This is a genomic window from Flavobacterium sp. (assembly GCF_046153165.1).
GTDB lineage: Bacteria > Bacteroidota > Bacteroidia > Flavobacteriales > Flavobacteriaceae > Flavobacterium.
The window spans coordinates 21,158-47,653 of sequence record NZ_JBJXEN010000101.1 but is presented as its reverse complement, the minus strand read 5'-3'; the positions used below and the strand labels follow the sequence as shown (position 1 = coordinate 47,653).

Genomic DNA, 26,496 nt, shown 5'->3' with positions numbered 1-26,496 from the left:
AACAAAGGTTGGCGTATAGATTACAATTTAGTTAGCGAATCACTAAAAGAAAGAATGAAACGAGCAATTATTTTGCCCGACGCAAAACATTCTGACCATTGTCCCGTTTTAGTAGAAATAGAATAATAAAGGATGAAAAAAAAGTTTACTACAATAATTATTTTATGTTTTAGTTTTAATTTTTATGCACAAATTAATTTTGTAAAAGGATCTTTTATAGACAATAATGATTTAAAAAAAGAGTGTTTAATTAAAGATGAAGGATGGAAAAATAACCCAACAAAGTTTAATTATAAAAACTTAGAAGGTGGAGTTACAAGTGTTAAAAACATTCAAGATGTAAAAGAGTTTGAAATTGAAAATTTTTATAAATTTAAAAGATACGATGTTTTAATAGATACATCAGCGACAAATATTGATAGATTAAGCGAGATAAATAAACCTGAATGGGCAAAAAAAACAGTTTTTCTTAAAATTATTGTTGAAGGTAATCCTATGTTATATGAATATGTAAATAATGGTATGTATAGGTATTTTTATTCAATAAATGATTCTCATGTTGAACAACTTGTCTATAAAAAATATTATGATGAAAACAATGTTGATATTAAGGAAAACAAGACTTTTCAGCGCCAATTATGGTCAAATATTGTATGTGATAAAATAACGATGGATAGGATTTTAAAATTAAGTTATGATGTAAGAGATTTATCAAAATATTTTACAGAAGCAAATAATTGCTTAGGTAATACTATTGTAACTAATTCAAAAAATAAGTTCGATAATAGCAGCTTTCTATTTAAGGTAAAAGGGAGTGGGAATTTCAACTCATTTTCTATTATTCGAGTACCAAAATCTGATCTAAATCCGGATGTGTCTTTTCAAAACTCTAAAACATATAGTTTTGGTTTTGAAATAGAATATTTCCTCCCATTTAATAAAAAAAAGTGGACTATTTATTTTGAACCAACATTACAAAGCAAATATAAAGCCGAAAAAACAGTTGTAAGACAATACCGACCAGTACCAACTGAAGAATATTGGAGTGCTTCATATAGTTCTTTAGATTTAGCTTTAGGATTAAGGCATTATTTTTTTATTAATGATAATTCTAAAATTTTTATTAATACATCATTATTATCTGCTTTTAATTTAAATTCAAATGTTAATGTTCAAAGAAATAATGAGAATTTATCCTTACATTTAAAACCAATGACTTTAAATATAAGTTTTGGTTTAGGATATAGTTATAATAAAGCCAGTGTTGAATTTAGATATAATAAGCGTAATATTTTAGAAGATTATGACGGTATATATACAAAATACAAAGCACTTTCAATTGCGCTAGGTTACAGTATATTCGAAACAAATAAAAAAACAAATAAAAACCCAGAATAATGATAAAGAAAATTTTCCTAGGATTATTGGTATTAGCCATAACAACTTCATGTGTTTCTAAAAAAATATATGCAGATTTAGAAACAAAATTTGCTGAACTAAAAAAAGAACGAAATTCACTTTCTGATGAAAATGAAAGTTTAAAAACCGCAAAAAATCAGCTCGATTTAGATAATGGAACACTAAAAACAGAATTGGATAAAGCGAAAAGTGATTTTGACAAACTAAAAGCAGAAAGAGACAAACTCGCTGCCGATTATGCTGCATCAAGTAATAATTTAAAAACATTACAAAGTTCATACAATGCTTTAGAGAAAAACAGCGACGAATCTCTAAAAGCAAATATGGAAAAGAATCGTGATTTATTGGCACAATTGGAAGCTAAGGAAAAAGCATTGGCTGATGAAAAATCACGTTTAGGTAAGTTAAGCGCCGATTTAAAAGACCGCTCTGATAGAGTAAATGAATTAGAAGGATTAATCGCAGCTAAAGAAGCTTCGATGAAAAAACTAAAAGAAACTTTGTCTAAATCGCTAAAAGCATTTGAAGGAAAAGGACTTACTGTACAACAAAAAGACGGGAAAGTATACGTGTCTATGGAAAATAAACTGCTTTTCGAATCTGGAAGCTGGGCTGTTGGTGCCGAAGGTAAAAAAGCGGTTGTAGCCGTAGGAAAAGTTCTTGGTGATAATCCAGACATTTCGGTTTTAATTGAAGGTCATACAGATAATGATAAATTTGCTGGTGCTGTAGGTCAAATAGAAAACAACTGGGATTTATCTACAAAAAGAGCTACTTCTATTGTTAATATTTTAGGTGAAAATGCCAAAATAAACAAGCAAAACCTTACTGCTGCTGGTCGTGGAGAATTTTCTCCATTAATGAGTAATGACACTCCTGAAGGGAAAGCAAAAAATAGAAGAATCGAAATTATTTTGACTCCAAAATTAGATGAAATTTCTAAAATGTTAAATGATATTTAGAGATGCAAAGGCTCTGAGACAGAAAGGTTCTAAGGTTTTCTTAGAACCTTTTCTTTTTTAAAACATTTTTGCCTAAGCAACTCAGAACCCTCAGTGCCTTTTTAAAAAAACCTTTGTACCTTTGCGCCTCAGAACCTTCGAAAAAATGAAATATACCACACTTCCAAACACAAATCTAAAAGTTAGTAATATTTGCCTTGGCACCATGACTTTTGGTAATCAAAATACCGAAAATGAAGCACATTCGCAGTTAGATTTTGCTATAGAAAAAGGAATAAATTTGATCGATACTGCCGAGATGTATCCAATAGGAGGGAACGAACATATTTTTGGAAGCACAGAAAGATATATAGGTTCGTGGATTCAAAAAATAGGTCAAAGTAAAAGAGAAGATATAGTTTTAGCTACAAAAATCGCGGGACCCAATCGCGGTATGGGTTACATACGTCAGCCGTTAGATTTTTCTAAAAAAAATATACATGACGCTGTCAATTTAAGTTTAAAAAATCTTCAAACAGATTATATCGATTTGTATCAAATGCATTGGCCAGAACGCATCATGAATATGTTTGGACAACGTGGTTTGTCTAAAATAGACGAACAATGGAAAGATTCCATTTTTGATATTTTAACCATTTTTGATGGATTAATAAAAGAAGGTAAAATAAAACACATTGGGGTTTCTAACGAAAATCCTTGGGGAGTTATGCGTTTTTTGATGGAAAGCGAGAAACATAATTTACCAAAAATTGCTACAATTCAAAATCCATATTCTTTATTAAATCGTTTATTCGAAGTAGGTTTGTCTGAGATTTGCATGCGTGAAAATGTGGGGTTATTAGCTTATTCTCCTTTAGGTTTTGGATTTTTATCAGGAAAACATTTAAACGGAATTCAAGCCAATTCAAGATTAGATTTGTTTCCACAATTTACGCGTTACACAAACGGAAATTGTTATAAAGTAACAAAAATGTATCAAGATTTAGCGCATGATTTCGGATTAACAGTAACCGAATTAGCGCTTGCGTTTGTAAATCATCAGCAATTTGTAACTTCAACAATTATAGGTGCAACAAGTATAGACCAGTTAGAAGAAAACATTAATGCTTTCGATGTGATGCTAACAGATGCTGTTTTATCAGAAATAAATAAAATTCAGGAATTAGTTCCAAATCCTGCGCCGTAAATTTTGTTGTTTTTAAACACAAAAGTCACAAAAGAAATAAAACCTGTTTCTTTTGTGACTTTTGTTTTATTTTTTTTAATTAAAAATGATAAAAAGCATCTTCTAAATGTTCGATTTTAAACTCTTTTCCTTCTTTGTAAACCGAAATAATATCAAAGCGGATTTCTAAATCTAAATCGTTCGAAATCACATATTCATTAACCGCTTTGACTAAAAGCTGAATTTTAGCAGGTTTTACAAAATCTTGTGGAGAACCAAAATCTATTGACGAACGTGTTTTTACTTCAACAATGACCAACACATTTTCTTTTTGAGCAATAATATCTATTTCCGCTTTCTGGAAAGTCCAATTGGTTTCCAAAATCGTATATCCATTCTTTTGAAGAAATTCAACCGAAAGGTCTTCGCCTAGTTTTCCGAGATCGTTGTGTTCTGCCATAATTATTATTCCTTTTGTCATTTCGACGAATGAGAAATCTCATCAAATTGTTTGCATTATGAGATTTCTCCTTCGTCGAAATGACAACTTTACCTTAAATTATTCAAAAATCACTGTACTACATTCACCATTTACATTTATATAAACTTTATTTCCCATAATCAATGCACGATTGTCTTGAATGTGTCCTGCTGGGAAATTATAAATAATAGGAATGTTGTATTTTTTAGTAACATCTTCAATGATTTGTAGTGCATCTTTTCCCCAAGGAATATCATTGTCTTTCATTTTTGTCATGGCTCCCACAATAATCCCTTTAATGCTTTCTAGACAACCATTGCGTTGCAGGTTAATCATCATTCTATCTATATGGTATAAATATTCGTCTAAATCTTCCATAAAAAGAATTTTATCATCACAGTTTATCGCCGATTTAGAACCTAACAAACTATACAAAATAGACAAGTTTCCACCTACTAATTCGCCCGATGCATTCCCTAGTTTATTCATGTAATGGTGATCTATTTCGTACCCTAATTTTTCTCCAAACATAGCTTTTCTTAGGGATTCTTTTGCTTCTTCAGTTGCCTTTGAGCTTACGGGCATAATCCCATGAATCGATTTGAAACCCATGGTATTCAAATGATTGTGCAAAACAGTTACATCGCTAAAACCAATGATCCATTTTGGATTTTGTTTAAATTTTGTAAAATCTAACAAATCAATCATTCTCACGGTTCCGTAACCACCACGAACACACCAAATGGCTTTAATATTCGTATTGTCCATTTGCTCTTGAAAATCTTTTGCTCTCTGCTCATCGGTTCCTGCGAGTTGGTCTAAATCGAGTCCTATGGTACTTCCAATTTTTACGTTTAGTCCCCAACTGGTAAGCAAATCGGTGGCGAATTTTAGATTGTCATCGATGTTTTTTCTAGCAGTAGCAACTATAGCAATGGTATCGCCTTTTTTTAAATACGGTGGTGTAATCATTTTAGTTTGAGAATGAAGGATTGAAAGGGTAAAAAGTAAAAGTATGGTAACTATTTTTTTCATTTTATTTTGAATGCTCTAATGACAAATGTATAAAAGTTATTTTTTATTGGCACGCAGATGATATGGATATTACTAATTTATACCGATTTTTTAGCCCCGATAGCAGTGAAAATCCTTTTTTGAGGCTTTTTGCCGAAAAAAAGATTGCAACGAATAGCGGGAATAGCTTCAAATAAAAATTCTATTGCTTATTTTTGCACCTTTATTACATGAAACTATGATTCAGAATCCTAAAAGATATACGATTACGGCAGCATTGCCTTATACAAATGGTCCTATTCACATCGGGCATTTAGCGGGCGTTTACGTACCTTCCGATATATATTCACGTTACTTGCGTTTGCAAGGAAGAGACGTTTTGTTTGTTTGCGGAAGCGACGAACATGGTGTTGCCATCTCGATGAAAGCCAAAAAAGAAGGCATCACGCCACAGGAAGTGATTGATAAATACGATGGAATTATCCGTAAATCATTTATCGATTTCGGAATTTCGTTCGACAATTATTCGAGAACTTCGGCTAAAATCCACCATGATACAGCATCTGATTTTTTTAAGAAATTGTACGATAAAGGTGATTTTATCGAAGAAGTAACCGAGCAATTATATGATGCAAAAGCCGATCAGTTTTTAGCCGATCGTTTTGTAGTGGGAACTTGTCCAAAATGTGGCAACGAAGAAGCGTATGGTGACCAATGCGAAAAATGTGGATCGACATTAAATGCTACGGATTTAATTAATCCGAAATCGACCATTACAGGTGAAACACCGATTATGAAATCGACAAAACACTGGTTTTTACCATTAGATCGTTATTCAGATTTCTTAACGGAATGGATTCTGGTTGGACACAAAAATGACTGGAAACCGAATGTTTACGGTCAAGTAAAATCTTGGATTGACGGCGGACTAGAACCTCGTGCGGTTACTCGTGATTTAGATTGGGGAATCGATGTTCCTGTGGCTGGTGCCGAAGGGAAAAAATTATATGTTTGGTTCGATGCGCCTATTGGATATATTTCGTCAACTAAAGAATGGGCAGCTCGTGAAGGAAAAGATTGGGAGCCGTATTGGAAAAATGAAGATACGAAACTGGTTCATTTTATAGGAAAAGACAATATTGTTTTTCACTGTATTATTTTTCCTGCGATGCTAAAAGCGGAAGGAAGTTTTATCTTACCAGATAATGTTCCTGCCAATGAATTCTTGAATTTAGAAGGAAACAAATTATCTACTTCAAAAAACTGGGCAGTTTGGCTGCACGAATATTTAGAAGATTTTCCGAACCAGCAAGATGTTTTGCGTTATGCGCTTACCGCCAATGCTCCTGAAAGTAAAGACAACGATTTTACTTGGAAAGATTTTCAGGCAAGAAATAATAATGAATTAGCAGCCATTTTTGGAAACTTCATCAATCGTGTGGTAGTTCTTACTAACAAATATTACGAAGGCGTTGTGCCAACACCTAACGAATTTTCGGAAGTAGATGAAGCGACTTTAACAGAGTTGAAAGCTTATCCAGCAGTGATTTCTAGTTCGATAGAAAGATACCGTTTCCGTGAAGCTTTGGGTGAATTAATGAATGTGGCTCGTTTAGGAAATAAATACCTAGCTGACGAAGAGCCTTGGAAAATGGTAAAAACCGATCCAGAACGTGTAAAAACGCAAATGTATGTGGCTTTACAAATTGCTACGGCGCTGCGTGTTTTGTGTGAACCTTTCTTGCCATTTACCGCTGAGAAATTAAATAAAATGCTAAAAATTGATGCTAAATTAAATTGGAATGATGTCGCAACAAATTCTGATTTGATTCTTGCTGGACACAAAATAGGCGAAGGAGAGATATTATTTGCACAAATAGAAGACGAACAAATACAAAAACAAATAGACAAATTGGAAGCTACAAAAACGGCTAATATTGCCGAAAATAAAAAAGCGGAACCACAAAAAGAACTCATACAATACGATGATTTTGCCAAAATGGATTTGCGTGTAGGAACGATTATCGAAGCCGAAAAAATGCCAAAGGCGAACAAATTGTTAGTTCTAAAAATAGATACTGGAATCGATGTTCGTACGATTGTTTCGGGAATTGCCGAAAGTTTTTCGCCAGAAGAAATCATAGGAAAACAAGTGACTGTTTTAGTAAATCTAGCGCCAAGAGCTTTGCGTGGTGTAGAAAGTCAAGGTATGATTTTGATGACCAATTTACCTGACGGAAAATTAGCATTTGTAAATCCTGATGTTGCTGGAGTTGGGAATGGAGAAGGAATTAATTAAAAATAAACCCTCTCAGGGTTCCAAACCCTGAGAGGGTTAAAATAAACAAACCATGAATCTAAAAATAATCGCTTTCGATGCTGACGACACTTTATTCGTCAATGAACCGTATTTTCAGGAAACGGAACATAAATTCTGTGCCTTGATGGAAGATTATTTGTCACATCAAGGATTATCGCAAGAATTGTTTAAAGTAGAAATCGAGAATTTAGATTTATACGGTTATGGCATAAAAGGTTATATTCTGTCGATGATTGAAGCTGCGATGAAAATTTCTAACAATACTATTTCGATAGAAATTATCGAAAAAATAATAGATCTTGGTAAAGAATTATTGCAAAAACCAATCGAGTTGTTAGACGGAGTTGAAGAAACATTGAAAGCTTTAAGCGGAAAATACAAACTCATCGTAGCAACAAAAGGAGATTTAAAAGACCAACAAAGCAAGTTGCATCGTTCGGGTTTGGGACATTATTTTCATCATATTGAAGTCATGGCCGACAAGCAAGAAATTAATTATCAGAAATTATTAACGCGTTTAGAGATAAATGCCGATGAGTTTTTTATGATAGGAAATTCTTTAAAAAGTGATGTTTTGCCTGTTTTGGGAATTGGTGGTTATGCGGTTCACATTCCTTTTCATACCACTTGGGAACACGAGAAAATTAGTCACAAAGTAGAACATCCAAACTTTAGAACATTAGAAAAAATTACAGATGTTTTGCCAATTTTATTGAAGTAATTTTCAAAAAATGAAACAAAAACTAAACCTCGATACTTGGAATCGAAAGGAGCATTTCTTGTTTTTTAAACAAATGGAAGAACCTTTTTTTGGCATTACAACCACTATCGATTGCACGAATGCTTATGACAAAGCAAAAAAGTTAAATATTTCATTTTTCACCTATTATTTACATAAAACATTAGTCGCAGTAAATACTATCGAGAATTTTCGCTATAGAATAATTGATGATGAAATTTACATTTTCGATACCATCGATGCTTCTGCAACCATCATGCGTGAAGACAAAACTTTTGGTTTTTCATTAATAGAATACTCGAATAATATAAACGATTTTGCCGAAGTTACTAAAGCCGAAATCGCTAGAATACAAACCACAACAGGTCTTTTTACTCGAGATTTTCAAGAAAATTTAATACATTTTTCAGCCTTACCTTGGATAAATTTCACTTCGTTTTCTCACGCCCGAAGTTTTACTTTTCCAGATAGTTGCCCGAAAATTTCTTTCGGAAAAATGATGATTGAAAAAGGGAAAAAGACCATGTCGATGTCAGTTCATGTTCATCACGGATTAATGGATGGCTATCATGTAGGACAATTTGTAAATTTGTTTCAAGAACTCATGAATGCTTAAATTCTTTAATCGATAGTTAAAAAACTATTAACTTCTCTATTACTTCCTTGCAAACTTTGTAACTTTGCAACTCAATAACTTTTTTAATACAAAAATTATGTATCCAGAAGAAATGGTAAAACCAATGCGTGCTGAATTATCAGATGCTGGTTTTCAAGATTTATATAGTGCCGAAGCAGTAGAAAACGCTTTAGCAAAAGAAGGAACTACACTTGTGGTTGTAAATTCAGTTTGTGGTTGTGCAGCAAGAAATGCACGTCCAGGAGCAAAAATGAGTTTAGATGGAGCAAAAAAACCTAGTCAGTTAGTTACTGTTTTTGCAGGTGTAGACAAAGAGGCAGTAGATGCAGCTCGTAAACACATGTTCCCTTTTCCTCCGTCATCACCTTGCGTGGCTCTGTTTAAAGACGGTGAATTGGTTCACATGTTAGAGCGTCACCATATTGAAGGTCGTCCGGCAGAACTAATTGCCGAAAATTTGAAAGATGCTTATGCAGAGTTTTGTTAATTAAATTACAACGAATCTAAACCACGTTTCGACGTGGTTTTTTTTATTTAAAAAAGTATCTTTGGCAAAAATTTCTAATAAAATGGAAAAATTTATATCATATCCAATATCTGTTATATACTATCTTTTTTTTATAAGTTGTTTGCTTATTTTTCATCCCATACAATGGATTTGTTTGAATGTTTTTGGATATCAAGCACATAAAGTAAGTGTCGATTATTTAAATTTTTGTTTGCTAAAATGCACCAATCTTTTAGGAACAACATATAAGTTCGAAAACAAAGATTCAATTCCTAAAAATGTTCCTATTATTTTTGTTGCCAATCACCAAAGTATGTACGATATCATTGCTATAATTTGGTATCTGCGTCGTTTCCATACAAAATTTGTGAGTAAAAAAGAGTTAGGAAAAGGAATTCCGAGCGTTTCATTCAATTTGCGACATGGAGGATCAGTTCTTATAGATAGAAAAGATCCTAAACAGGCAATTTCGACTATTGGTCAGTTGTCAAAATATATCGAAGCAAACAAACGTTCGGCTGTAATTTTCCCAGAAGGAACGAGAAGCAAAACAGGAGAACCTAAGAAATTTTCAGAAAGTGGACTCAAAATGTTGTGTAAATATGCTCCATCTGCTTATATTGTCCCAATAACTATAAATAATTCTTGGAAAATGGTTAAATTTGGAAGTTTTCCCATGGGATTAGGAAATAAATTACAATTTATAATTCATGAAGCTATTGCGGTGAAAGATTTTTCTTTTGAAGAAATTATTCAGAAAACAGAAAACGCTGTGATTCAATCAATAAAAATATAACTAGATTTAATGGTTTAGGAGAAATCTAAAATCTAAAGTCTGAAATCTATACTTAAAATGTCTATAAAAAACATCCGTCTAGAAGTAATGCAATTTCTAGAAAATAAAATTGACGGTTTTGTTGACCAATATTTAATTCCAGTGGAAAAAATATGGCAACCGTCAGATTTTTTGCCAGATTCACAAAGTGAAACATTCTTTGAAGAAGTAAAAGAATTACAAGAAATCGCTAAAGATTTACCCTATGATTTTTGGGTAGCCATGGTTGGAGATACTATTACAGAAGAAGCACTTCCAACTTATGAGTCTTGGCTTATGGAAGTGGAAGGTGTCGATAACGAAGGTAGAAATGGTTGGTCAAAATGGGTTCGTCAATGGACAGGAGAAGAAAATCGACATGGAGATTTGCTTAATAAATATTTGTATTTATCAGGTCGTGTCAATATGAAAGAAGTTGAAATTACCACACAATATTTAATCAATGATGGTTTTGATATTGGAACAGGTAAAGATCCTTATAAGAATTTTGTTTACACTAGTTTTCAGGAATTGGCTACTTATATTTCTCATAATAGAGTTTCACAAATTGCAAAACAATATGGAGATATTAAACTTTCTAAAGCTTGTAAAATGATTGCTGGAGACGAAATGCGTCATCATCATGCGTATTCAGAATTTATCAATCAAATTTTTAAAGTTGATCCAAGCGAAATGATGTTAGCGTTTCAATATATGATGAAACAAAAAATTACAATGCCAGCTCATTTCTTAAGAGAATCTGGTCAATCAATCAGTGCTGCTTTCAATCAATTTTCTGACTCTGCACAAAAATTAGGGGTTTATACGGCTAATGATTATGTAGATATCATGCAAAAACTATTAGTAAAGTGGGATATCGACAAAATTATAGGATTAACGGATGAAGCTGAAAAAGCGAGAGATTACTTAATGAAATTGCCTGCAAGAATGGCTAAAATTTCTGAAAGATTAGTATTGCCCGAAGAAAATCATATTTTTAAATGGGTACAACCTTCTTTAATTAAATAATAAAATACAAACTAAATCCTTTCCTAAATAGAAAGGATTTTTTTAATCAAAATTTTATGTCATTACTAGATAAAACAATATTTTTTGTAAAACAAAAACTAGAAAATGCCGAAGGCGGACACGATTGGTTTCATATTGAACGTGTTTATAAAAATGCAATTCTAATTGCTAAAGACGAAAAATGCGATGAAATTGTTGTAAAACTCGGTGCATTGTTACACGACATTGCGGATAGTAAATTTCATGATGGCGACGAAACTGTTGGCCCAAAAGTGGCTAGAGAATTCTTAGAATCTCAAAATGTTTCGGAAGAAATAATTAGTCATGTTATTAATATTATTGGAAATATTTCTTTCAAAGGAGGGAATTTTGACAAGAAATTTACATCAAAAGAATTAGAAATTGTACAAGATGCGGATAGGTTAGATGCTATTGGAGCGATAGGAATAGCAAGGACTTTCAATTATGGTGGTTTCAAAAATCGTCAGTTATACAATCCTGAAATCCATCCAAATCTTAAGATGAATAAACAAGAATACAAAAATTCTGAATCGCCAACATTAAATCATTTTTACGAAAAATTGCTTTTGTTGAAAGACAAAATGAATACCGAAACTGGTAAAAAAATTGCCCAAGAACGCCACCATTATATGGAAACTTTTCTTGAGCAATTTCATTTGGAATGGAATGGAGAACGATAAGTTTTTAACTTATTTCCCTGTAAATACTGCTCTTCTTTTTTCTAAAAATGCAGTAGTTCCTTCTTTAAAATCATCGGTAGCAAAACATTCTCCGAAAGATTTAATTTCTACATCAAAACCATTGGTTCCGTCTTTATAATTGGCATTTATAGCTTCAATCGCTTTAGAAATAGCTGCTGGAGAGTTTCTCATAATTTTACCGGCTAACTGATTATAGGTAGCAAACAAATCTGCTTGTGGGACAACGTGATTTACTAATCCGTATGCTTTTGCAGTTGGAGCATCAATCATTCCTGCAGTCATAATCATTTCCATGGCGCGTCCTTTACCAACTAGTTGTGGCAAACGTTGTGTTCCTCCGTAGCCAGGAATTACACCTAGCGAAGTTTCTGGCAATCCCATTTTTGCATTGTCTGACGCAATACGAAAATGACAAGCCATTGCCAATTCTAGTCCGCCTCCTAATGCAAAACCATTAATCGCTGCAATAACGGGTGTTTTCATGTTTTCGATAAAATTGAATAAAATTTCTTGCCCTTTGGCTGCTAACATTGCACCTTCTTTATCTGAGAAATGAGCAAATTCTGAAATATCGGCTCCAGCTACAAATGCTTTTTCTCCACTTCCAGTAATGATTAGCACTTTAATTTCTGGATTTTTATCTGCCAATTGTAATGTTTCGTGCAGCTCCTGAATAGTAGCTTTATTTAAAGCATTTAATTTTTCTGGGCGGTTTATAAAAATGGTTGCGATTCCCTTTTCGTGTTCTATAATAATGTTTTCTAATGCCATGATTTATTGGTTTGTTATGGGTAATGAAACGTTAAATGTTGTTCCTTTATTTATTTTAGATTCAAAAGTAATAGTTCCGTTATAATTTTCGATAATATTTTTTATAATTCCTAATCCTAATCCCATTCCACTAGATTTTGTAGTAAATTTTGGTTCAAAAATTCTATCAAAATCTGCTATTGCGATTCCTTTTCCGTTGTCTTTTACGGTAATCACAGCGTTATTGGATTCTTCATTTACAGAAACCAAAATTTTCTTGTTTTCTTGTTCTTCTGGAATGGCTTGCAAAGCATTTTTAACTAAGTTGGTAATAATTCTAATGAGTTGTGTTCTGTCTATTTTAGTAATGATTTCGTCTAAATTAGAGTGAAATTCTATAAAATCTTCATTAAAAATATCTAATGATAATTTAACTACATCAACCACATTTATCGTTTCATTTTGCTGTGCTGGCATCGATGCAAAGTTAGAAAATGCTGAAGCCACGGCACTCATCGTATCTATTTGTTGTATTAATGTTTTCGAATAATCATTCAGTTTTTGGGTGACACTTGGATCAGCGGGATCAAATTTTCGTTGATAGCTCTGTACCGTTAGTCGCATAGGAGTTAGCGGATTCTTAATTTCGTGTGCTACTTGTTTTGCCATTTCGCGCCAAGCTCCTTCACGCTCACTTTGTGCGAGTTTGTTTGCGCTTTCTTCTAATTCATCGATCATGTTGTTATATGATCTAACTAATTTATCTATTTCATAACTGTTGCTAACCAGTTCTATCTTTTTATTTTTTTCGGTTAAGCTTGTTTTTGTTAACCTGTTAGAAATAGTTTCTAATGATTTTGTAATATATCTAGATAAATAATAAGCAATCCAAATGGATATGATAAACATGGCGAGATATACAAATCCAAAAATTTTTAAAAATTCTTCTATTTGTTTTTTATAGAATGAATCATCTTCTTTATAAGGCAATCGTATGATTCCAATTGGATTTTTTTCTACATAATCCATAAGATAACTGTATGAAAACTGAAAATTATTTTCCTTGTTTTCAGCAGAGTTAATATACCTGTTTTTTGTAGATTGTTTAACTTTCTCTATAATAGAACTCGAAATGTTAGGTGAAATTTGACCTTTAATTATTGGGGCATTCGAAGTAATAAGAAGCCTTCCGTTTAGGTCATACATATCTATTTCGATATTGTGAATATCTGAAATTTCAAAGATTTTCTCTCTAAAGATAGATGGAATATTAAATGTTGTTAAAGGATGTGGAGTAATTGCCAACACATACTGAAGGTGTTGTTTTATCTCATTTTCTTTACTTATTAATAATTCCTGATTATATTCTTTGCTTTCATATTGAAAATGAATTAATGAAACTCCAGCAATTAAAATGGAAGATATTATAGTAATAAGAATCATCGACAAAAAGATTCTTACACGTAATGACCAAGTTTTAATTTTAAAAATGGAATTCATTTATTTATTTTTTTCACGTATTCGTTTGTAAAACTTAAATCCTAGCATGATTAGTATCGAAAATAAAAAGATTCCAATTACACCATAAATCCAGTTGAAAGCATTTTTTAAAATTACTAAAAAAACAACTGCAAATAGTATTAATGTTGCACCTTCATTCCACAAACGCATAAAGTTTGATGAATATTTGAATTCGCCTTTTTGTAATTGATTATATATTTGATGGCATTTTAAGTGATATAAAAATAAAATAAAAACAAAGCCAAGTTTTACATGCATCCAAGGCATTTGTAACCAAACTGGCATCAACGTTAATAACCAAACAGCAAAAATTGTCGCTAAAACTGCACTAGGCCAAGCAATAATAAACCATAATCTGTAGGTCATTATTTTGTATTGTTTAAGCAAAATTTCTTTTTCTGGCGAAGGTTTTTCGTTGGCTTCAATTTGATACACAAACAATCTAACAATATAAAATAACCCAGCAAACCAAGTGATTACAAAAATTAAGTGTAATGATTTTATGTAATTATAAATTTCCATTTTTAAATCTATTATATATCCGCTTATTATCGTTTAGTCTTTTTTCTGAAAATCCTTAATCCAATCTGTTACAACATCACACCACTCATCATCATCATTCATACAAGGAATGGCCATAAATTCTTCTCCTCCATGTTCTTTGAACTGATGATTGGCTTCCATGGCAATTTCTTCTAATGTTTCTAAACAATCAGACACAAAAGCTGGAGTTACTACTGCTAATTTTTTAATTCCTTTTTCGGGCATTTTGTTTATTTCAACATCAGTATAAGGTGTTAACCATTTGTCGCCAGCCAAACGTGACTGAAATGTCTGACTGTATTTTTCTTCAGGAATTCCCAATAATTTTACTACTTGTTTTGTGGTTTCATAACATTGATGACGATAACAAAATTCATGTGCAGGCGAAGGTGTGTTGCAACAAGAACCATCAATAGTACAATGCGATTTAGTTATATCAGTTTTGCGAATATGTCTTTTAGGGATTCCGTGATATGAAAATAATAAATGATCATAATCAAAAGTATCTAAATGTTTTTTTATCGAATTAGCTAAGGCTTTTATATAATCAGGTTTGTTGTAAAATGCAGGAACAATCGTGAATTTCATTTCAGGAAAATGTTTCTTGCGTAATTCTTCTGCAAGGACTAAAATGGTAGTTGTAGATGCCATAGCATGTTGCGGATACAAAGGAAAAAGCATCACTTCATTTACGCCTTTGTCATGTAATTCTTGTAACCCTTTTAGTATAGACATGGATCCGTATCTCATAGCTAAAGCCACGGGAATATCAATTTTTGCTTGAACTTTCTTATGCATACGCTGAGAAATAACAACCAAAGGAGATCCTTCTTCCCACCAAATTTTAGCATATGCCGCTGCTGATTTTTTAGGTCTTGTTTGTAATATTATACCACGAACCAACAAAGCACGTAATAAGAATGGAACATCTATTACGTATTTATCCATCAAAAATTCATCTAAATATGGTTTTACATCTTTTGGTGTTGGACTTTCTGGTGACCCTAGATTTACAAGTAATACTCCTTTCATTGGTGTTTTTATTTTTTTATAAAAGTAATAATTCTAACTTTTTTTAATTTATGATTAACAATTATTTATTGGTTGTTTTATATAGATAACTATGTGTTTGGATTTATAGACATTAAATATTTTTTTGGTGTTGTAGCAAATTTCTTTTTAAAAGCTGCAATGAAATGACTTCCAGTGCTATAGCCAATTTTTAGTCCAACTTCATTTACATTATATGATCCTGAATCTAGTAATTTTCTAGCAAAATCCATTTTATAATCAAACAGAAAACCATAAACTGTATCACCATATATTTGTTTGAAACCCATTTTGAGTTTTTTTAGATTTAGCCCAATTTCATCAGCTAATTCTTGTAAACCAGGTGGTTCGGCCATATTAGCAATAATAATTTCTTTGGCCTTCTTTATTTTCAAAACATTTTCTTCATCAATCAAAAAAGGGCATTGCTCAGCATTGGGATCTTCATTTCTATTAAAATACAAACTCAATAATTCATAACCTTTTCCTTTATAGTAAAGGTTTTTTATCGAAGGATTTAGATTGTAATGAAACATTTGACTCAAGACAATAGCCATAGAAGGGGAAATATTATCTTCTGTATAGTATTTTTTATCTTTATTATCATCACTTAAAAAAGTAATATAATTGGCTTCAGTAGAAAATAAAGTGTGAAATTTTTTGATAGAAATTATTACCGAAATTACCCAAGAATTTGGTGCTAATTCTAAATTTAATGGCAATTCCTTTTGGGGATTATACAACAGTAAAGATTTTTCTTCTTTAAGGTCTAAAGTATAATTCCCTTGATTAAAAATAAATTTCGCAGTTCCTTTTAGACCAAAATGAAACTGAATCAGTCCGTTGGTTACTTCTCGTTGAGCTAAAAAAGGTTTTTCTGAATCGTTTTGAAAACGAAGTAGGGTAAAATCATCCTCAATTGTTATAACATCTTGTGAACTCATAGCGATATATATATGTATTCAAGTGCATGATATTTTTAATGTTTTATTTAGAATAACTCTAAATAAAACAACTCAAACACCTTTATTCTACTGCAAAAATAGATATTTTTTTATAAAAAGAACGATTTAAAACTAAAATAACATTTAGCGATACAAAAAGAACTTTTAGCGTTGTTTTTATAAATCATATAAATATAACTTTGTTCAACTTTTAGGTAAAAGCCAATATATGGAAAACGGAAACACTTCAAAACACAATACTTTCTACGCAATAGGATTAAGTTACAAAAAAGCTGATGCCGAAATGAGGGGAAAGTTTAGTTTAGATGCCAATGCAAAAACTAATGTGTTATTTCAAGCCAAAAATGAAGGAATAGAATCGCTAATAGTTACCTCTACTTGCAATCGAACAGAAATTTATGGTTTTGCTGAGCATCCATTTCAGTTAATTAAATTACTTTGTGAGAATAGTCAAGGAACTGTCGAAGATTTTCAAAAAGTAGCTTATGTATATAAAAATCAAGAAGCGATATCTCATCTATTTAAAGTTGGAACAGGTTTAGACAGTCAGATTCTAGGTGATTTTGAAATTATAAGTCAAATAAAAATTGCGTTTATAGAAAGTAAAGCTTTAGACCTTGCCAATTCTTTTATGGAAAGGTTAGTAAATGCAGTCATTCAAGCTAGTAAAAAGATAAAAACGGATACCGAAATTTCTTCAGGAGCCACATCAGTTTCCTTTGCATCTGTCCAATACATTATGAAAAATGTAGAAAACATAAGAGAAAAAAATATTTTACTTTTTGGCACAGGAAAAATAGGAAGAAATACTTGCGAAAATTTAGTAAAACACTCTAAAAATGAGCACATCACTTTAATAAATCGAACTAAAGATAAAGCGGAAAAATTAGCTGGAAAATTAAATTTGATTGTAAAAGATTATGCCGATTTACATATCGAATTACAAAAAGCCGATGTTTTAGTCGTGGCAACTGGCGCACAAAATCCAACAATAGACAAGGCTATTTTAAATCTTAAAAAACCATTACTAATTTTAGATTTATCTATTCCAAAAAATGTAAATATTAATGTGAATGAATTAGAAAATGTAACATTAGTTCATTTAGATGATTTATCTCAAATTACTGACGAAACTCTTGAAAATAGAAAGCAACATATACCAGCTGCCGAAGCTATTATTGACGAAATAAAAGAGGAGTTTAATGCTTGGATGAATGGGAGAAAATATGCTCCAACAATTCATGCACTCAAAGCAAAATTAAACACTATTAAAGAAAAAGAGTTAACCTTTCAAAGAAAAAAATTATCAAATTTTGATGAAGAACAAGCGGAGCTTATTAGTAATCGCATTATTCAAAAAATAACCAATCATTTTGCCAATCATCTTAAAGATGAAGAAACAATGGTCGACGAAAGCATTGATTGGATTCAGAAAGTTTTTCAAATAGAAAGAGCCAAATAATGACTAAAATAATTCGTATAGGAACACGTGATAGTGAATTAGCGCTTTGGCAAGCACATCATGTTGAGAAAATATTAAATGATTTAGGCTATATAACAAAAATTGTAGCTGTAAAATCCCAAGGAGATATCATTCTCGATAAACCACTTTATGAACTCGGGATAACAGGGATTTTTACAAAAACATTAGATATTGCTATGATAAATGGTGATATAGATATTGCTGTTCATTCTATGAAAGATGTTCCAACTGCTTTGCCACAAGGAATTGTGCAAGCAGCTGTTTTAGAAAGAGCCAATGAAAAAGATATTTTAGTGTATAACAACAATTTCGACTTTTTAAATACTGATGCAACAATAGCAACTGGAAGTTTGCGAAGACAAGCACAATGGTTGCACAAATACCCAAACCATACCGTTGTTGATTTACGTGGAAATGTGAATACTAGAATGCAAAAACTAAAAGATAATGATTGGGATGGTGCTGTTTTTGCAGCTGCAGGTTTAGAAAGAATAAATATAAAACCAGAAAATTATATCAATTTAGATTGGATGATTCCTGCGCCAGCACAAGGAGCAATGATGGTTGTTGCCATGGGAAATGATACTTATTCCTTAAATGCTTTAGCTGAACTCAATCATATTGAAACTGAAATAACAACCTATATCGAACGTCAATTTTTAAGAACTTTAGAGGGTGGTTGTACTGCACCAATTGGAGCTTTGGCAAAATTTAACGAAAAAGATGAAACAATCCATTTTCAAGGAGTTTTATTTTCTATTGACGGAAAAGAAAAAATTGAAGTAAACAAAATAGTTGAAGTACAAGAATGGAAGCAATTAGGATATAATGCTGCCCAAGAAATTTTTGAAAACGGTGGTGCAAAATTGATGGAATCCATAAAAGAAAAACTAAAAAAATAATGAGCACTTCAATCAAGATATTATCTACAAAAAAACTTTCAGCTATTCAAAAAGAAGAATTAGTAAAAGCAAACTTCGATGTTATTGAGGCAGATTTTATTAAAACAGAAAATAAACCTTTTGAGTTAAAGGAAGTAAATGATAACTTAATTTTTACCAGTCAAAATGCCGTTCATAGTATTTTGCAACATTCAAAATGTGCCGAATTAAAAACAAAAAACGTTTTCTGTGTTGGATTAAAAACAAAAATATTATTGTCAGAAAATGGTTTTAATGTTGATGTTTATACAGGTTATGCTTCCGATTTGGCCGAAATTATTACGCTAATTCATCCAAACGATAGCTTTACTTTTTTCAGCGGAAACCTACGTAGAGAAACATTACCCGAAGCTTTAAAAGAAGGAAATGTTACTTTCAATGAAATTCAAGTGTATGAAACTACATTAACTCCTCAAAAAATAAAAGATTCAGTAGAAGCTATTTTGTTTTTTAGCCCATCTGGCGTAGAAAGTTATTTAAAAGACAACACAATCAAAAAAGAAACTTGTTTCTGTATTGGCGAAACCACTGCTGAAGCTTTACAAAAAATTACAAAAAATGTCATCATTGCCGAAAATCCAACTATCGAAGATGTGATTGAAGAATGTATAAATGAATATCAATAAAAAACTTTGCAACTCTGAATCTTTGTCACTTTGCAACTATAAAATAAAAAAATGATCAAAAACGACCTATTTCTAAAAGCATTAAAAGGAGAAACCGTACAACGTCCACCAGTTTGGATGATGCGTCAAGCAGGAAGATATTTACCAGAATTTATCGCTTTACGTGACAAATATGATTTTTTCACTCGTTGTCAAACACCAGAATTAGCTGCCGAAATCACCGTGCAACCCATTCGTAGAATTGCGCCTGATGCTGCCATTTTGTTTTCAGATATTTTGGTCGTGCCACAAGCTATGGGAATTGAAGTATTAATGAAAGAAAATATAGGTCCATTTTTACCTAATCCTATTCGTACGATTCAAGATGTAGAAAGAGTCATTGTTCCAGATGTTCACGAAACATTAGGTTATGTTTTTGATGCCATCAAACTAACAAAACAAATGTTAAATGATGAGGTGCCGCTAATTGGTTTTGCAGGTTCACCATGGACCATTTTCTGTTATGCTGTAGAAGGAAAAGGATCAAAAAGTTTCGATGTTGCCAAAGGATTTTGTTTTTCAAATCCTGTTGCAGCTCACGTTTTATTACAAAAAATTACAGATACAACTATTGCTTATTTAAAAGAAAAAGTAAAAGCGGGTTGCAATGCTATTCAGATTTTCGATTCTTGGGGAGGAATGTTATCTCCTTTTGATTATCAGGAATTCTCATGGAAATACATTAACCAAATTGTCGAAGCATTAGCAGATATTACACCTGTTATTGTTTTCGGAAAAGGCTGTTGGTTTGCATTAGGCGAAATGGGGAAAAGTAAAGCTTCGGCATTGGGTGTAGATTGGACTTGTTCGCCACGTAACGCAAGATATTTATCTGGTGGAAACATTACTTTACAAGGTAATTTTGATCCAAGTCGTTTGCTTTCACCAATTCCTGTTATCAAAAAAATGGTGCATGAAATGATTGACGAATTCGGAAAAGACAAATATATTGTGAATTTAGGTCACGGAATTTTACCAAATATTCCTGTAGATCATGCGAAAGCATTTATTGATGCAGTGAAAGAATATAATCAATAACTCATGAAATTTACTAACTGGAAACTTGACAAAATAGAAGATATTCTTGCCGAAGATTTTTTTTGGTTGATTGATAGAAATAGAAATCATATAGGTAAAACATTTCCAGTTACAGTTACAAATTGTCTCGATTTAGAAAAAACAACCGAATTTATTGCCAATAATATTCAGATCGAGAAACAAAGAACTGGTTACTATTTCTATATCAGAAATTTAGAAACCAATAATTTGATAGGATATATCTGTATTAAAAAAATAGATTTCAATATTTCTAAATGCGAATTAGCCTATTTTGTTGACAAAGATTTCGAAGGAAAAGGAATTATTTCAAAAGCAGTTTCAGATGTTATTGCTATTTGCTTTAAAGAATTATCGATGAATAAAATTTTCATCTGTACTTCAAAAATTAATTTTGGAAGCCAACAAATAGCATTAAAAAACGGATTTATTCAAGAAGGGATTTTGCGAGAAGAATTTAAAAATGGAGAAGGAATCTTAGAAGATATTATATATTTTGGGTTGTTGAAATCAGATTATATTAAAAATGAAAAATAAATTCTACACCTACATACAAAACCTGCAAGATCAAATCTGCAAAGGATTGGAAATTTCTGATGGTACAGCTAAATTCCGTGAAGATATTTGGGAACGTCCAGAAGGTGGCGGCGGAAGAACTCGTGTTATTGAAAATGGAAACGTAATCGAAAAAGGTGGTGTAAACATTTCCGCTGTCCATGGTAAATTACCAGATTCGATGCAGAAATTATTCAACGTTGGCGAAGCAGATTTTTTTGCTTGCGGATTAAGTCTAGTCATTCATCCAAAAAATCCAATGGTGCCAACTGTTCATGCTAATTGGCGTTATTTCGAAATGTATGACTATAACGGAAACGTAATCAATTCGTGGTTTGGCGGCGGACAAGATCTCACACCTTATTATTTATTTGAAGAAGATGCGATTCATTTTCATCAAACGTGCAAAACTGCTTGCGACAAACACAATTTGGAGTTTTATCCAAAATACAAAAAACAATGTGATGACTATTTTTGGAATGCTCACAGAAATGAAGCACGTGGATTAGGCGGATTGTTTTTTGATTATTGCAAGCAAACCGACACCATGAAAATGGAAGATTGGTACAATTTCGTAACCGAAGTTGGAAATTCTTTCCTAGAAGCGTATGTTCCAATTATAGAAAAAAGAAAAAATTTATCCTATACTCCAGCGCAAAGAACGTGGCAGGAAATTCGTCGTGGTCGTTATGTAGAATTCAATTTAGTTCATGACAAAGGCACGCTTTTTGGACTAAAAACCAACGGAAGGATAGAAAGTATTTTAATGTCTTTACCGCCACATGTGCAATGGGTTTATGATCATCACCCAGAAGCAGGAAGTGAAGAAGAAAGATTAATTCGAGTATTAGAAAAACCTATTGACTGGATTTAATTATCCATTGTTAATTATAAAATATCAATTACTATGTTCCCATTACAAAGAGGCAGAAGATTAAGAATTAACGAAAGCATTCGTTCATTAGTTCGCGAAACTACATTAAGTCCAAGTGACTTTATGTTTCCCATGTTTATCACTGAAGGCGAAAACATAAAAGTAGAAATTCCTTCTATGGTTGGCATTTATCGTCGTTCTATCGATTTAACAGTCGAAGAAGTCAAAGAAATATTCGCTTTAGGAATTCGTGCAGTAAATATTTATGTAAAAGTAAATGAATCACTAAAAGACAATACCGGAAAAGAGGCCTGGAATCCTGATGGATTGATGCAAAGAGCCATCAAAGCGATAAAAGCAGCTTGTCCAGAAATGGTTGTCATGCCAGATGTCGCTCTCGATCCATATTCTATTTACGGCCACGACGGAATTATCGAAAACGGAGATATTGATAATGATGCTACAAATGCTGCGTTAGTAAAAATGGCGGTTTCTCATGCTCAGGCTGGAGCCGATTTTGTTGCGCCAAGCGACATGATGGACGGACGTGTATTGCGTTTGCGACAAGGTTTAGACGCTGCTGGTTTTCACAATGTGGGAATTATGAGTTATTCTGCAAAATATGCTTCGGCATTTTACGGACCATTTCGTGATGCGTTAGACAGTGCCCCTGTTGACAATGCTGAAATTCCGAAAGACAAAAAAACCTATCAAATGGATTATGCTAATCGTATCGAAGCCATCAAAGAAGCCTTAATGGATGTTGAGGAAGGTGCCGATATGGTCATGGTAAAACCAGGAATTGCTTATTTAGATATTGTTCGTGAAGTGAAAAATGCAGTGAATGTTCCTGTAACAGTTTTTCACGTTTCTGGCGAATATGCGATGATAAAAGCTGCTTCCGAAAGAGGTTGGTTAGATCATGACAAAATTATGATGGAACAATTAATGTGTATAAAAAGAGCAGGAGCAAGCCTTATTTCTACATATTTTGCTAAAGAAGCAGCAATACTTTTAAATAAATAATAATGAAAAATTTATTTTTTTTGAGTTGCTTTATTGCCCTAATATCCTGCAAAAAAGAAAGTGAAGAATCTTTTGGAAAACCAACGGAATCCAACACCGAAGTTAAAGCCCCAGAAGCATTAGGAAAAGAAATTTTTGAAGGGAAAGGAAATTGTGTTGCTTGTCATCAAGCAGATCAAAAGATTATTGGTCCCAGTATTCAAGATATTGCAAAAATTTATAAAGCCAAAAACGGGAATATTGTCGATTTCTTAAAAAATGATGCTAAGCCACTTGTTGATCCAAGTCAATATGAGGTCATGAAAACAAATTTTGCGATTACAAAAACAATGTCCGATGAAGAACTCAAAGGTTTAGAAACTTACATTTTAAGTTTTTCGAAATAAAATCAAATCATCTTCGGATGATTTTTTTGTTTAAAATTATTACATTTAGAGCATGAATACAGTCTTTATAAATTCGCCATTAGGGATTACAAAAATAGAAGGTGATGAAAACGGAATAACTATTATTTCTGTTTTGTCCGAAGGCATGGTCTCCGAAGAAATTCCTGAAAATCTCAAAGAAGCTGTGAATCAACTTCGCGACTATTTCGACGGAAAAAGAACTGATTTTACTTTAAAACTCAATCCTAAAGGAACCGATTTTCAACAAACAGTTTGGAAAGAATTAAGTAATATACCTTTCGGGAAAACCATGTCTTATCTCGATTTGGCTAAAAAATTAGGCGACCCAAAAGTGATTCGTGCAGCAGCATCGGCAAACGGGAAAAATCCACTTTGGATAGTTGTTCCGTGTCATCGTGTCATTGGAACCGATGGTTCCCTTACAGGATACGCTGGTGGTTTGTGGCGTAAAAAATGGTTGTTAGAACACGAAAATCCAACAAATCAGCAAAGTTTGTTTTAAATTAGACTCCTTAGAAAGTTAGATTTATTAGATTTGTATAAAGTGTAAAAAATCTAAGCCATCTAAAAATCAAATTTATGATAGAAAAAATCAACCTCAACAACATCCTTTTCCTAGATATAGAAACCGTTCCAGAAGAAGAAAATTTCAATTCACTAGATGATGAAATGAAACAACTTTGGGAACAAAAAACACAATACCAACGCAAAGAAGATTTTTCGGGCGAAGAGTTTTATGATCGTGCAGGAATTTGGGCTGAATTTGGAAAAATTGTCTGTATTTCGGTAGGTTATTTTACAATTAAAGGAGATATTCGAAACTTTAGAGTCACTTCTTTTTTTGGAGAAGAAAAGAAAATTTTACATGACTTTATCAATCTTTTAAATAATCATTTCAACCAACCACAACATGTTTTATGTGGTCATAATGCCAAGGAATTTGACATTCCGTTTATCGCTCGTAGAATGATAATCAATCAAATTGCGATTCCAAACAAGCTGAATTTATTTGGCAAAAAACCTTGGGAAATTCCGCATTTAGATACTTTAGAATTATGGAAATTTGGTGATTATAAACATTTCACTTCATTAAAATTGATGTGTAAAGTATTAGGAATTCCATCATCAAAAGGCGATATTGATGGTTCGCAAGTAGGTCATGTTTTTTATGTAGAAAAAGATATCGACCGAATTGTAACTTATTGTGAAAAAGATACTATTGCGGTTGCTCAAATTTTTTTACGATTACGAAGAGAAGATTTGTTGATTGAAGAAGAGATTATTCATGTTTAATATTTAAATTATTGTCATTGACATTGATTTATTACATTTACAAAAAACAAAATTATGGTATTAAGTAGATTTTGGTTGGCGATTTTTATTTCTTCAATTGTATTTGTTGTGTTCAGTTTATTTTCTGGTAACAGTTACACGATCGATTTTATTTTGAATGGAAAAAAAGATGATCCCATTTTAATATCTGAAAAATACCTAAATCAAATTCCAAAATTTGTAAAAGACAGCATCCAAAAAGCACCTGACCAAACTATGGTGATAAATCGTGATACAATAAATGCCGATACAACTTATGTTTACAAAAATAAAACGGTAAAAATATATAGTGGTATTCAAAAATCGGATGGGTTATTACCAACATGCAAAAATACATTACTCGATTTAATTTTGCCTCTTATGGCCTATTTGGCTTTTTTCTGCGGATTAATGGAACTTTTAATCATTTCTGGAGCAACAGAAAAACTAGCAAAAGTTTTGAGTCCAGTATTCGTAAAAGTATTTCCAAGTATTCCAAAAAACCATCCATCGATTTCGTATATGACCTTAAATTTTGCTGCAAATTTCCTAGGATTGGATTCTGCCGCAACACCTTTTGGATTAAAAGCCATGGAAAGTTTACAGGAAATAAATCCAGAAAAAGATAAAGCTAGTGATGCTCAAATTATGTTTATGTGCCTTCATGCTTCGGGGCTTACCTTAATTGCAACTTCTATCATTGGTTATCGTGCGGCTGCCAATGCTGCTAACCCTGCCGATGTGATGTTGCCTTGTATTATCACCTCTTTTATTGGTACCATTGCTGCGTTTCTGATTGTTGGAATTAAACAAAAAATTAATTTCAAAAGTGCTTCTTTGGTAGTTGGCTTAATGACGTTAATAGCTGCAATAGTAGGTTTATTAATGTATGTAAACCATTTGGATCTAATAGGTAAAAATTATTTCACATCAAATCTTTCAGCTTTAATCTTAGTCGGAATTATTGCCTTTACATTGATTCTTTCTGTTATTAAAGAAAAGAAATTTGCAGAAGCGAATACTACTGTTTATGAGACCTTTGTGGCAGGAGCCAATAATGGTGTTAAAACAGGTGTTACCATTTTCCCTTATGTTTTGGGAATGCTGGTGGCTATTTCTTTATTCCGAAATAGTGGTTTATTTGAAATTATTAGCCAATGGATTGCTTTTGGTTTTTCTAATTTGGGCGTAAGTAAAGAAATTACCGATGCTTTACCAGTAGCATTACTTAGACCTTTTAGTTCTGCTGGATCACGTGGATTTTTAATTGATTCGATGAATACTTTTGGCGCCGATTCTTTAACCGGAAGATTAAGTAGCATTTTTCAATGCAGTGCCGAAAGTACTTTTTATGTGATTGCAGTTTACTTTGGTTCTGTTAATATAAAAAATACCCGTTACGCTTTAGGAACAATGCTTATAGTAGATTTAATTTGTGTAATAACAGCTATTTTGGTAGCAAGTTGGTTCTTCTAAATCTTTTCGTAAAATAAGTGTCCTGTTTTCATAATCTTATCTAAAGATTACTATTTTTGTTAT

General features: G+C 32.2%; 28 protein-coding genes and 1 pseudogene. 22 read left to right on the top strand and 7 right to left on the bottom strand.

Going from position 1 to position 26,496, the window contains the following annotated elements; all coding sequences use genetic code 11:
* From ACKVOV_RS12310 to ACKVOV_RS12295, 4 genes and pseudogenes are all read left to right on the top strand, one after another.
* A pseudogene (locus tag ACKVOV_RS12310) lies at positions 1 to 126 on the top strand (exodeoxyribonuclease III); the annotation flags it as partial.
* A gap of 6 nt (positions 127 to 132) precedes the next feature.
* Positions 133 to 1,398, top strand: coding sequence for a hypothetical protein (locus ACKVOV_RS12305; RefSeq protein ID WP_409207053.1), 1,266 nt, complete (start codon positions 133 to 135; stop codon positions 1,396 to 1,398).
* Entirely contained in the window at positions 1,398 to 2,381 is a 984-nt protein-coding gene (locus ACKVOV_RS12300) for an OmpA family protein (RefSeq protein ID WP_409207052.1), read from the top strand. The genes ACKVOV_RS12305 and ACKVOV_RS12300 overlap by 1 nt, the downstream gene beginning before the upstream one ends.
* A gap of 145 nt (positions 2,382 to 2,526) precedes the next feature.
* A complete protein-coding gene (locus tag ACKVOV_RS12295) occupies positions 2,527 to 3,567 on the top strand; it encodes an aldo/keto reductase (RefSeq protein WP_409207051.1) in 1,041 nt (346 codons plus the stop codon).
* Positions 3,568 to 3,646: 79 nt separating this feature from the next.
* On the opposite strand, the gene ACKVOV_RS12290 is transcribed toward ACKVOV_RS12295, so the two are convergent.
* Together ACKVOV_RS12290 and ACKVOV_RS12285 are read right to left on the bottom strand one after the other, a co-directional pair.
* A complete protein-coding gene (locus ACKVOV_RS12290; protein ID WP_409207057.1) occupies positions 3,647 to 4,006 on the bottom strand; it encodes a YraN family protein in 360 nt (119 codons plus the stop codon).
* A 99-nt stretch (positions 4,007 to 4,105) separates the two neighbouring features.
* Entirely contained in the window at positions 4,106 to 4,999 is an 894-nt protein-coding gene (locus tag ACKVOV_RS12285; protein WP_409207056.1) for an LD-carboxypeptidase, read from the bottom strand.
* 280 nt (positions 5,000 to 5,279) lie between these two features.
* Between ACKVOV_RS12285 and metG the strand changes: the two genes are divergently transcribed.
* The 7 genes from metG (at position 5,280) to ACKVOV_RS12250 (ending at position 11,789) form a co-directional block, all read left to right on the top strand.
* Positions 5,280 to 7,340: a methionine--tRNA ligase gene (gene metG, locus ACKVOV_RS12280; protein WP_409207055.1), complete on the top strand. Its 2,061-nt coding sequence runs from the start codon at positions 5,280 to 5,282 to the stop codon at positions 7,338 to 7,340.
* 52 nt (positions 7,341 to 7,392) lie between these two features.
* Positions 7,393 to 8,082: an HAD family hydrolase gene (locus ACKVOV_RS12275; protein WP_409207050.1), complete on the top strand. Its 690-nt coding sequence runs from the start codon at positions 7,393 to 7,395 to the stop codon at positions 8,080 to 8,082.
* 10 nt (positions 8,083 to 8,092) lie between these two features.
* The gene (locus ACKVOV_RS12270) at positions 8,093 to 8,716 is read left to right on the top strand and encodes a CatA-like O-acetyltransferase (RefSeq protein WP_409207049.1); all 624 of its coding nucleotides are present in this window, start codon (positions 8,093 to 8,095) and stop codon (positions 8,714 to 8,716) included.
* A gap of 97 nt (positions 8,717 to 8,813) precedes the next feature.
* The gene (locus ACKVOV_RS12265; protein WP_409207048.1) at positions 8,814 to 9,224 is read left to right on the top strand and encodes a BrxA/BrxB family bacilliredoxin; all 411 of its coding nucleotides are present in this window, start codon (positions 8,814 to 8,816) and stop codon (positions 9,222 to 9,224) included.
* An 82-nt stretch (positions 9,225 to 9,306) separates the two neighbouring features.
* Positions 9,307 to 10,041 carry a lysophospholipid acyltransferase family protein gene (locus ACKVOV_RS12260; protein ID WP_409207047.1) on the top strand — a complete coding sequence of 245 codons (735 nt, stop codon included), beginning with the start codon at positions 9,307 to 9,309 and terminating at the stop codon, positions 10,039 to 10,041.
* Between the two features lie 57 nt (positions 10,042 to 10,098).
* The gene (locus ACKVOV_RS12255; RefSeq protein WP_409207046.1) at positions 10,099 to 11,088 is read left to right on the top strand and encodes an acyl-ACP desaturase; all 990 of its coding nucleotides are present in this window, start codon (positions 10,099 to 10,101) and stop codon (positions 11,086 to 11,088) included.
* 56 nt (positions 11,089 to 11,144) lie between these two features.
* Entirely contained in the window at positions 11,145 to 11,789 is a 645-nt protein-coding gene (locus ACKVOV_RS12250; protein WP_409207045.1) for an HD domain-containing protein, read from the top strand.
* A gap of 9 nt (positions 11,790 to 11,798) precedes the next feature.
* On the opposite strand, the gene ACKVOV_RS12245 is transcribed toward ACKVOV_RS12250, so the two are convergent.
* The 5 genes from ACKVOV_RS12245 to ACKVOV_RS12225 form a co-directional block, all read right to left on the bottom strand.
* A complete protein-coding gene (locus ACKVOV_RS12245; protein ID WP_409207044.1) occupies positions 11,799 to 12,581 on the bottom strand; it encodes an enoyl-CoA hydratase/isomerase family protein in 783 nt (260 codons plus the stop codon).
* Between the two features lie 3 nt (positions 12,582 to 12,584).
* On the bottom strand, positions 12,585 to 14,060 hold the full coding sequence (locus ACKVOV_RS12240) for an ATP-binding protein (protein WP_409207043.1): 1,476 nt from the start codon (positions 14,058 to 14,060) through the stop codon (positions 12,585 to 12,587).
* Positions 14,061 to 14,603 (bottom strand): CopD family protein, encoded by a 543-nt coding sequence (locus ACKVOV_RS12235; RefSeq protein WP_409207042.1) that lies wholly within the window; start codon positions 14,601 to 14,603, stop codon positions 14,061 to 14,063.
* A gap of 33 nt (positions 14,604 to 14,636) precedes the next feature.
* On the bottom strand, positions 14,637 to 15,656 hold the full coding sequence (gene hemH / locus ACKVOV_RS12230; RefSeq protein WP_409207041.1) for a ferrochelatase: 1,020 nt from the start codon (positions 15,654 to 15,656) through the stop codon (positions 14,637 to 14,639).
* Positions 15,657 to 15,745: 89 nt separating this feature from the next.
* Positions 15,746 to 16,618: a helix-turn-helix domain-containing protein gene (locus ACKVOV_RS12225; protein ID WP_409207040.1), complete on the bottom strand. Its 873-nt coding sequence runs from the start codon at positions 16,616 to 16,618 to the stop codon at positions 15,746 to 15,748.
* Positions 16,619 to 16,847: 229 nt separating this feature from the next.
* Here ACKVOV_RS12225 and hemA point away from each other — a divergent pair, with 229 nt between their 5' ends.
* The 11 genes from hemA to ACKVOV_RS12170 all read left to right on the top strand — a co-directional run bounded on the left by hemA (position 16,848) and on the right by ACKVOV_RS12170 (position 26,433).
* Positions 16,848 to 18,101 carry a glutamyl-tRNA reductase gene (gene hemA, locus ACKVOV_RS12220; RefSeq protein ID WP_409207039.1) on the top strand — a complete coding sequence of 418 codons (1,254 nt, stop codon included), beginning with the start codon at positions 16,848 to 16,850 and terminating at the stop codon, positions 18,099 to 18,101.
* Positions 18,101 to 19,024, top strand: a complete 924-nt coding sequence (gene hemC, locus ACKVOV_RS12215) for a hydroxymethylbilane synthase (RefSeq protein ID WP_409207038.1) — start codon at positions 18,101 to 18,103, stop codon at positions 19,022 to 19,024. The genes hemA and hemC overlap by 1 nt, the downstream gene beginning before the upstream one ends.
* Positions 19,024 to 19,689 (top strand): uroporphyrinogen-III synthase, encoded by a 666-nt coding sequence (locus tag ACKVOV_RS12210; RefSeq protein ID WP_409207037.1) that lies wholly within the window; start codon positions 19,024 to 19,026, stop codon positions 19,687 to 19,689. The genes hemC and ACKVOV_RS12210 overlap by 1 nt, the downstream gene beginning before the upstream one ends.
* Before the next feature lie 51 nt (positions 19,690 to 19,740).
* Positions 19,741 to 20,766: a uroporphyrinogen decarboxylase gene (gene hemE / locus ACKVOV_RS12205; RefSeq protein ID WP_409207036.1), complete on the top strand. Its 1,026-nt coding sequence runs from the start codon at positions 19,741 to 19,743 to the stop codon at positions 20,764 to 20,766.
* 3 nt (positions 20,767 to 20,769) lie between these two features.
* Positions 20,770 to 21,321, top strand: coding sequence for a GNAT family N-acetyltransferase (locus tag ACKVOV_RS12200; RefSeq protein WP_409207035.1), 552 nt, complete (start codon positions 20,770 to 20,772; stop codon positions 21,319 to 21,321).
* Positions 21,311 to 22,213, top strand: coding sequence for an oxygen-dependent coproporphyrinogen oxidase (gene hemF, locus ACKVOV_RS12195; RefSeq protein WP_409207034.1), 903 nt, complete (start codon positions 21,311 to 21,313; stop codon positions 22,211 to 22,213). Before ACKVOV_RS12200 ends, hemF begins: the two co-directional genes overlap by 11 nt.
* 33 nt (positions 22,214 to 22,246) lie before the next feature.
* On the top strand, positions 22,247 to 23,239 hold the full coding sequence (hemB, locus tag ACKVOV_RS12190) for a porphobilinogen synthase (RefSeq protein WP_409207033.1): 993 nt from the start codon (positions 22,247 to 22,249) through the stop codon (positions 23,237 to 23,239).
* A gap of 2 nt (positions 23,240 to 23,241) precedes the next feature.
* Complete coding sequence (locus ACKVOV_RS12185) at positions 23,242 to 23,625, top strand: c-type cytochrome (protein WP_409207032.1); 384 nt, start codon at positions 23,242 to 23,244, stop codon at positions 23,623 to 23,625.
* Between the two features lie 52 nt (positions 23,626 to 23,677).
* Positions 23,678 to 24,148 (top strand): methylated-DNA--[protein]-cysteine S-methyltransferase, encoded by a 471-nt coding sequence (locus ACKVOV_RS12180; protein WP_409207031.1) that lies wholly within the window; start codon positions 23,678 to 23,680, stop codon positions 24,146 to 24,148.
* A gap of 77 nt (positions 24,149 to 24,225) precedes the next feature.
* Positions 24,226 to 24,939: a 3'-5' exonuclease gene (locus ACKVOV_RS12175; protein ID WP_409207030.1), complete on the top strand. Its 714-nt coding sequence runs from the start codon at positions 24,226 to 24,228 to the stop codon at positions 24,937 to 24,939.
* A 54-nt stretch (positions 24,940 to 24,993) separates the two neighbouring features.
* Positions 24,994 to 26,433, top strand: coding sequence for a nucleoside recognition domain-containing protein (locus tag ACKVOV_RS12170; protein WP_409207029.1), 1,440 nt, complete (start codon positions 24,994 to 24,996; stop codon positions 26,431 to 26,433).
* The last annotated feature ends 63 nt before the right edge of the window (positions 26,434 to 26,496 follow it).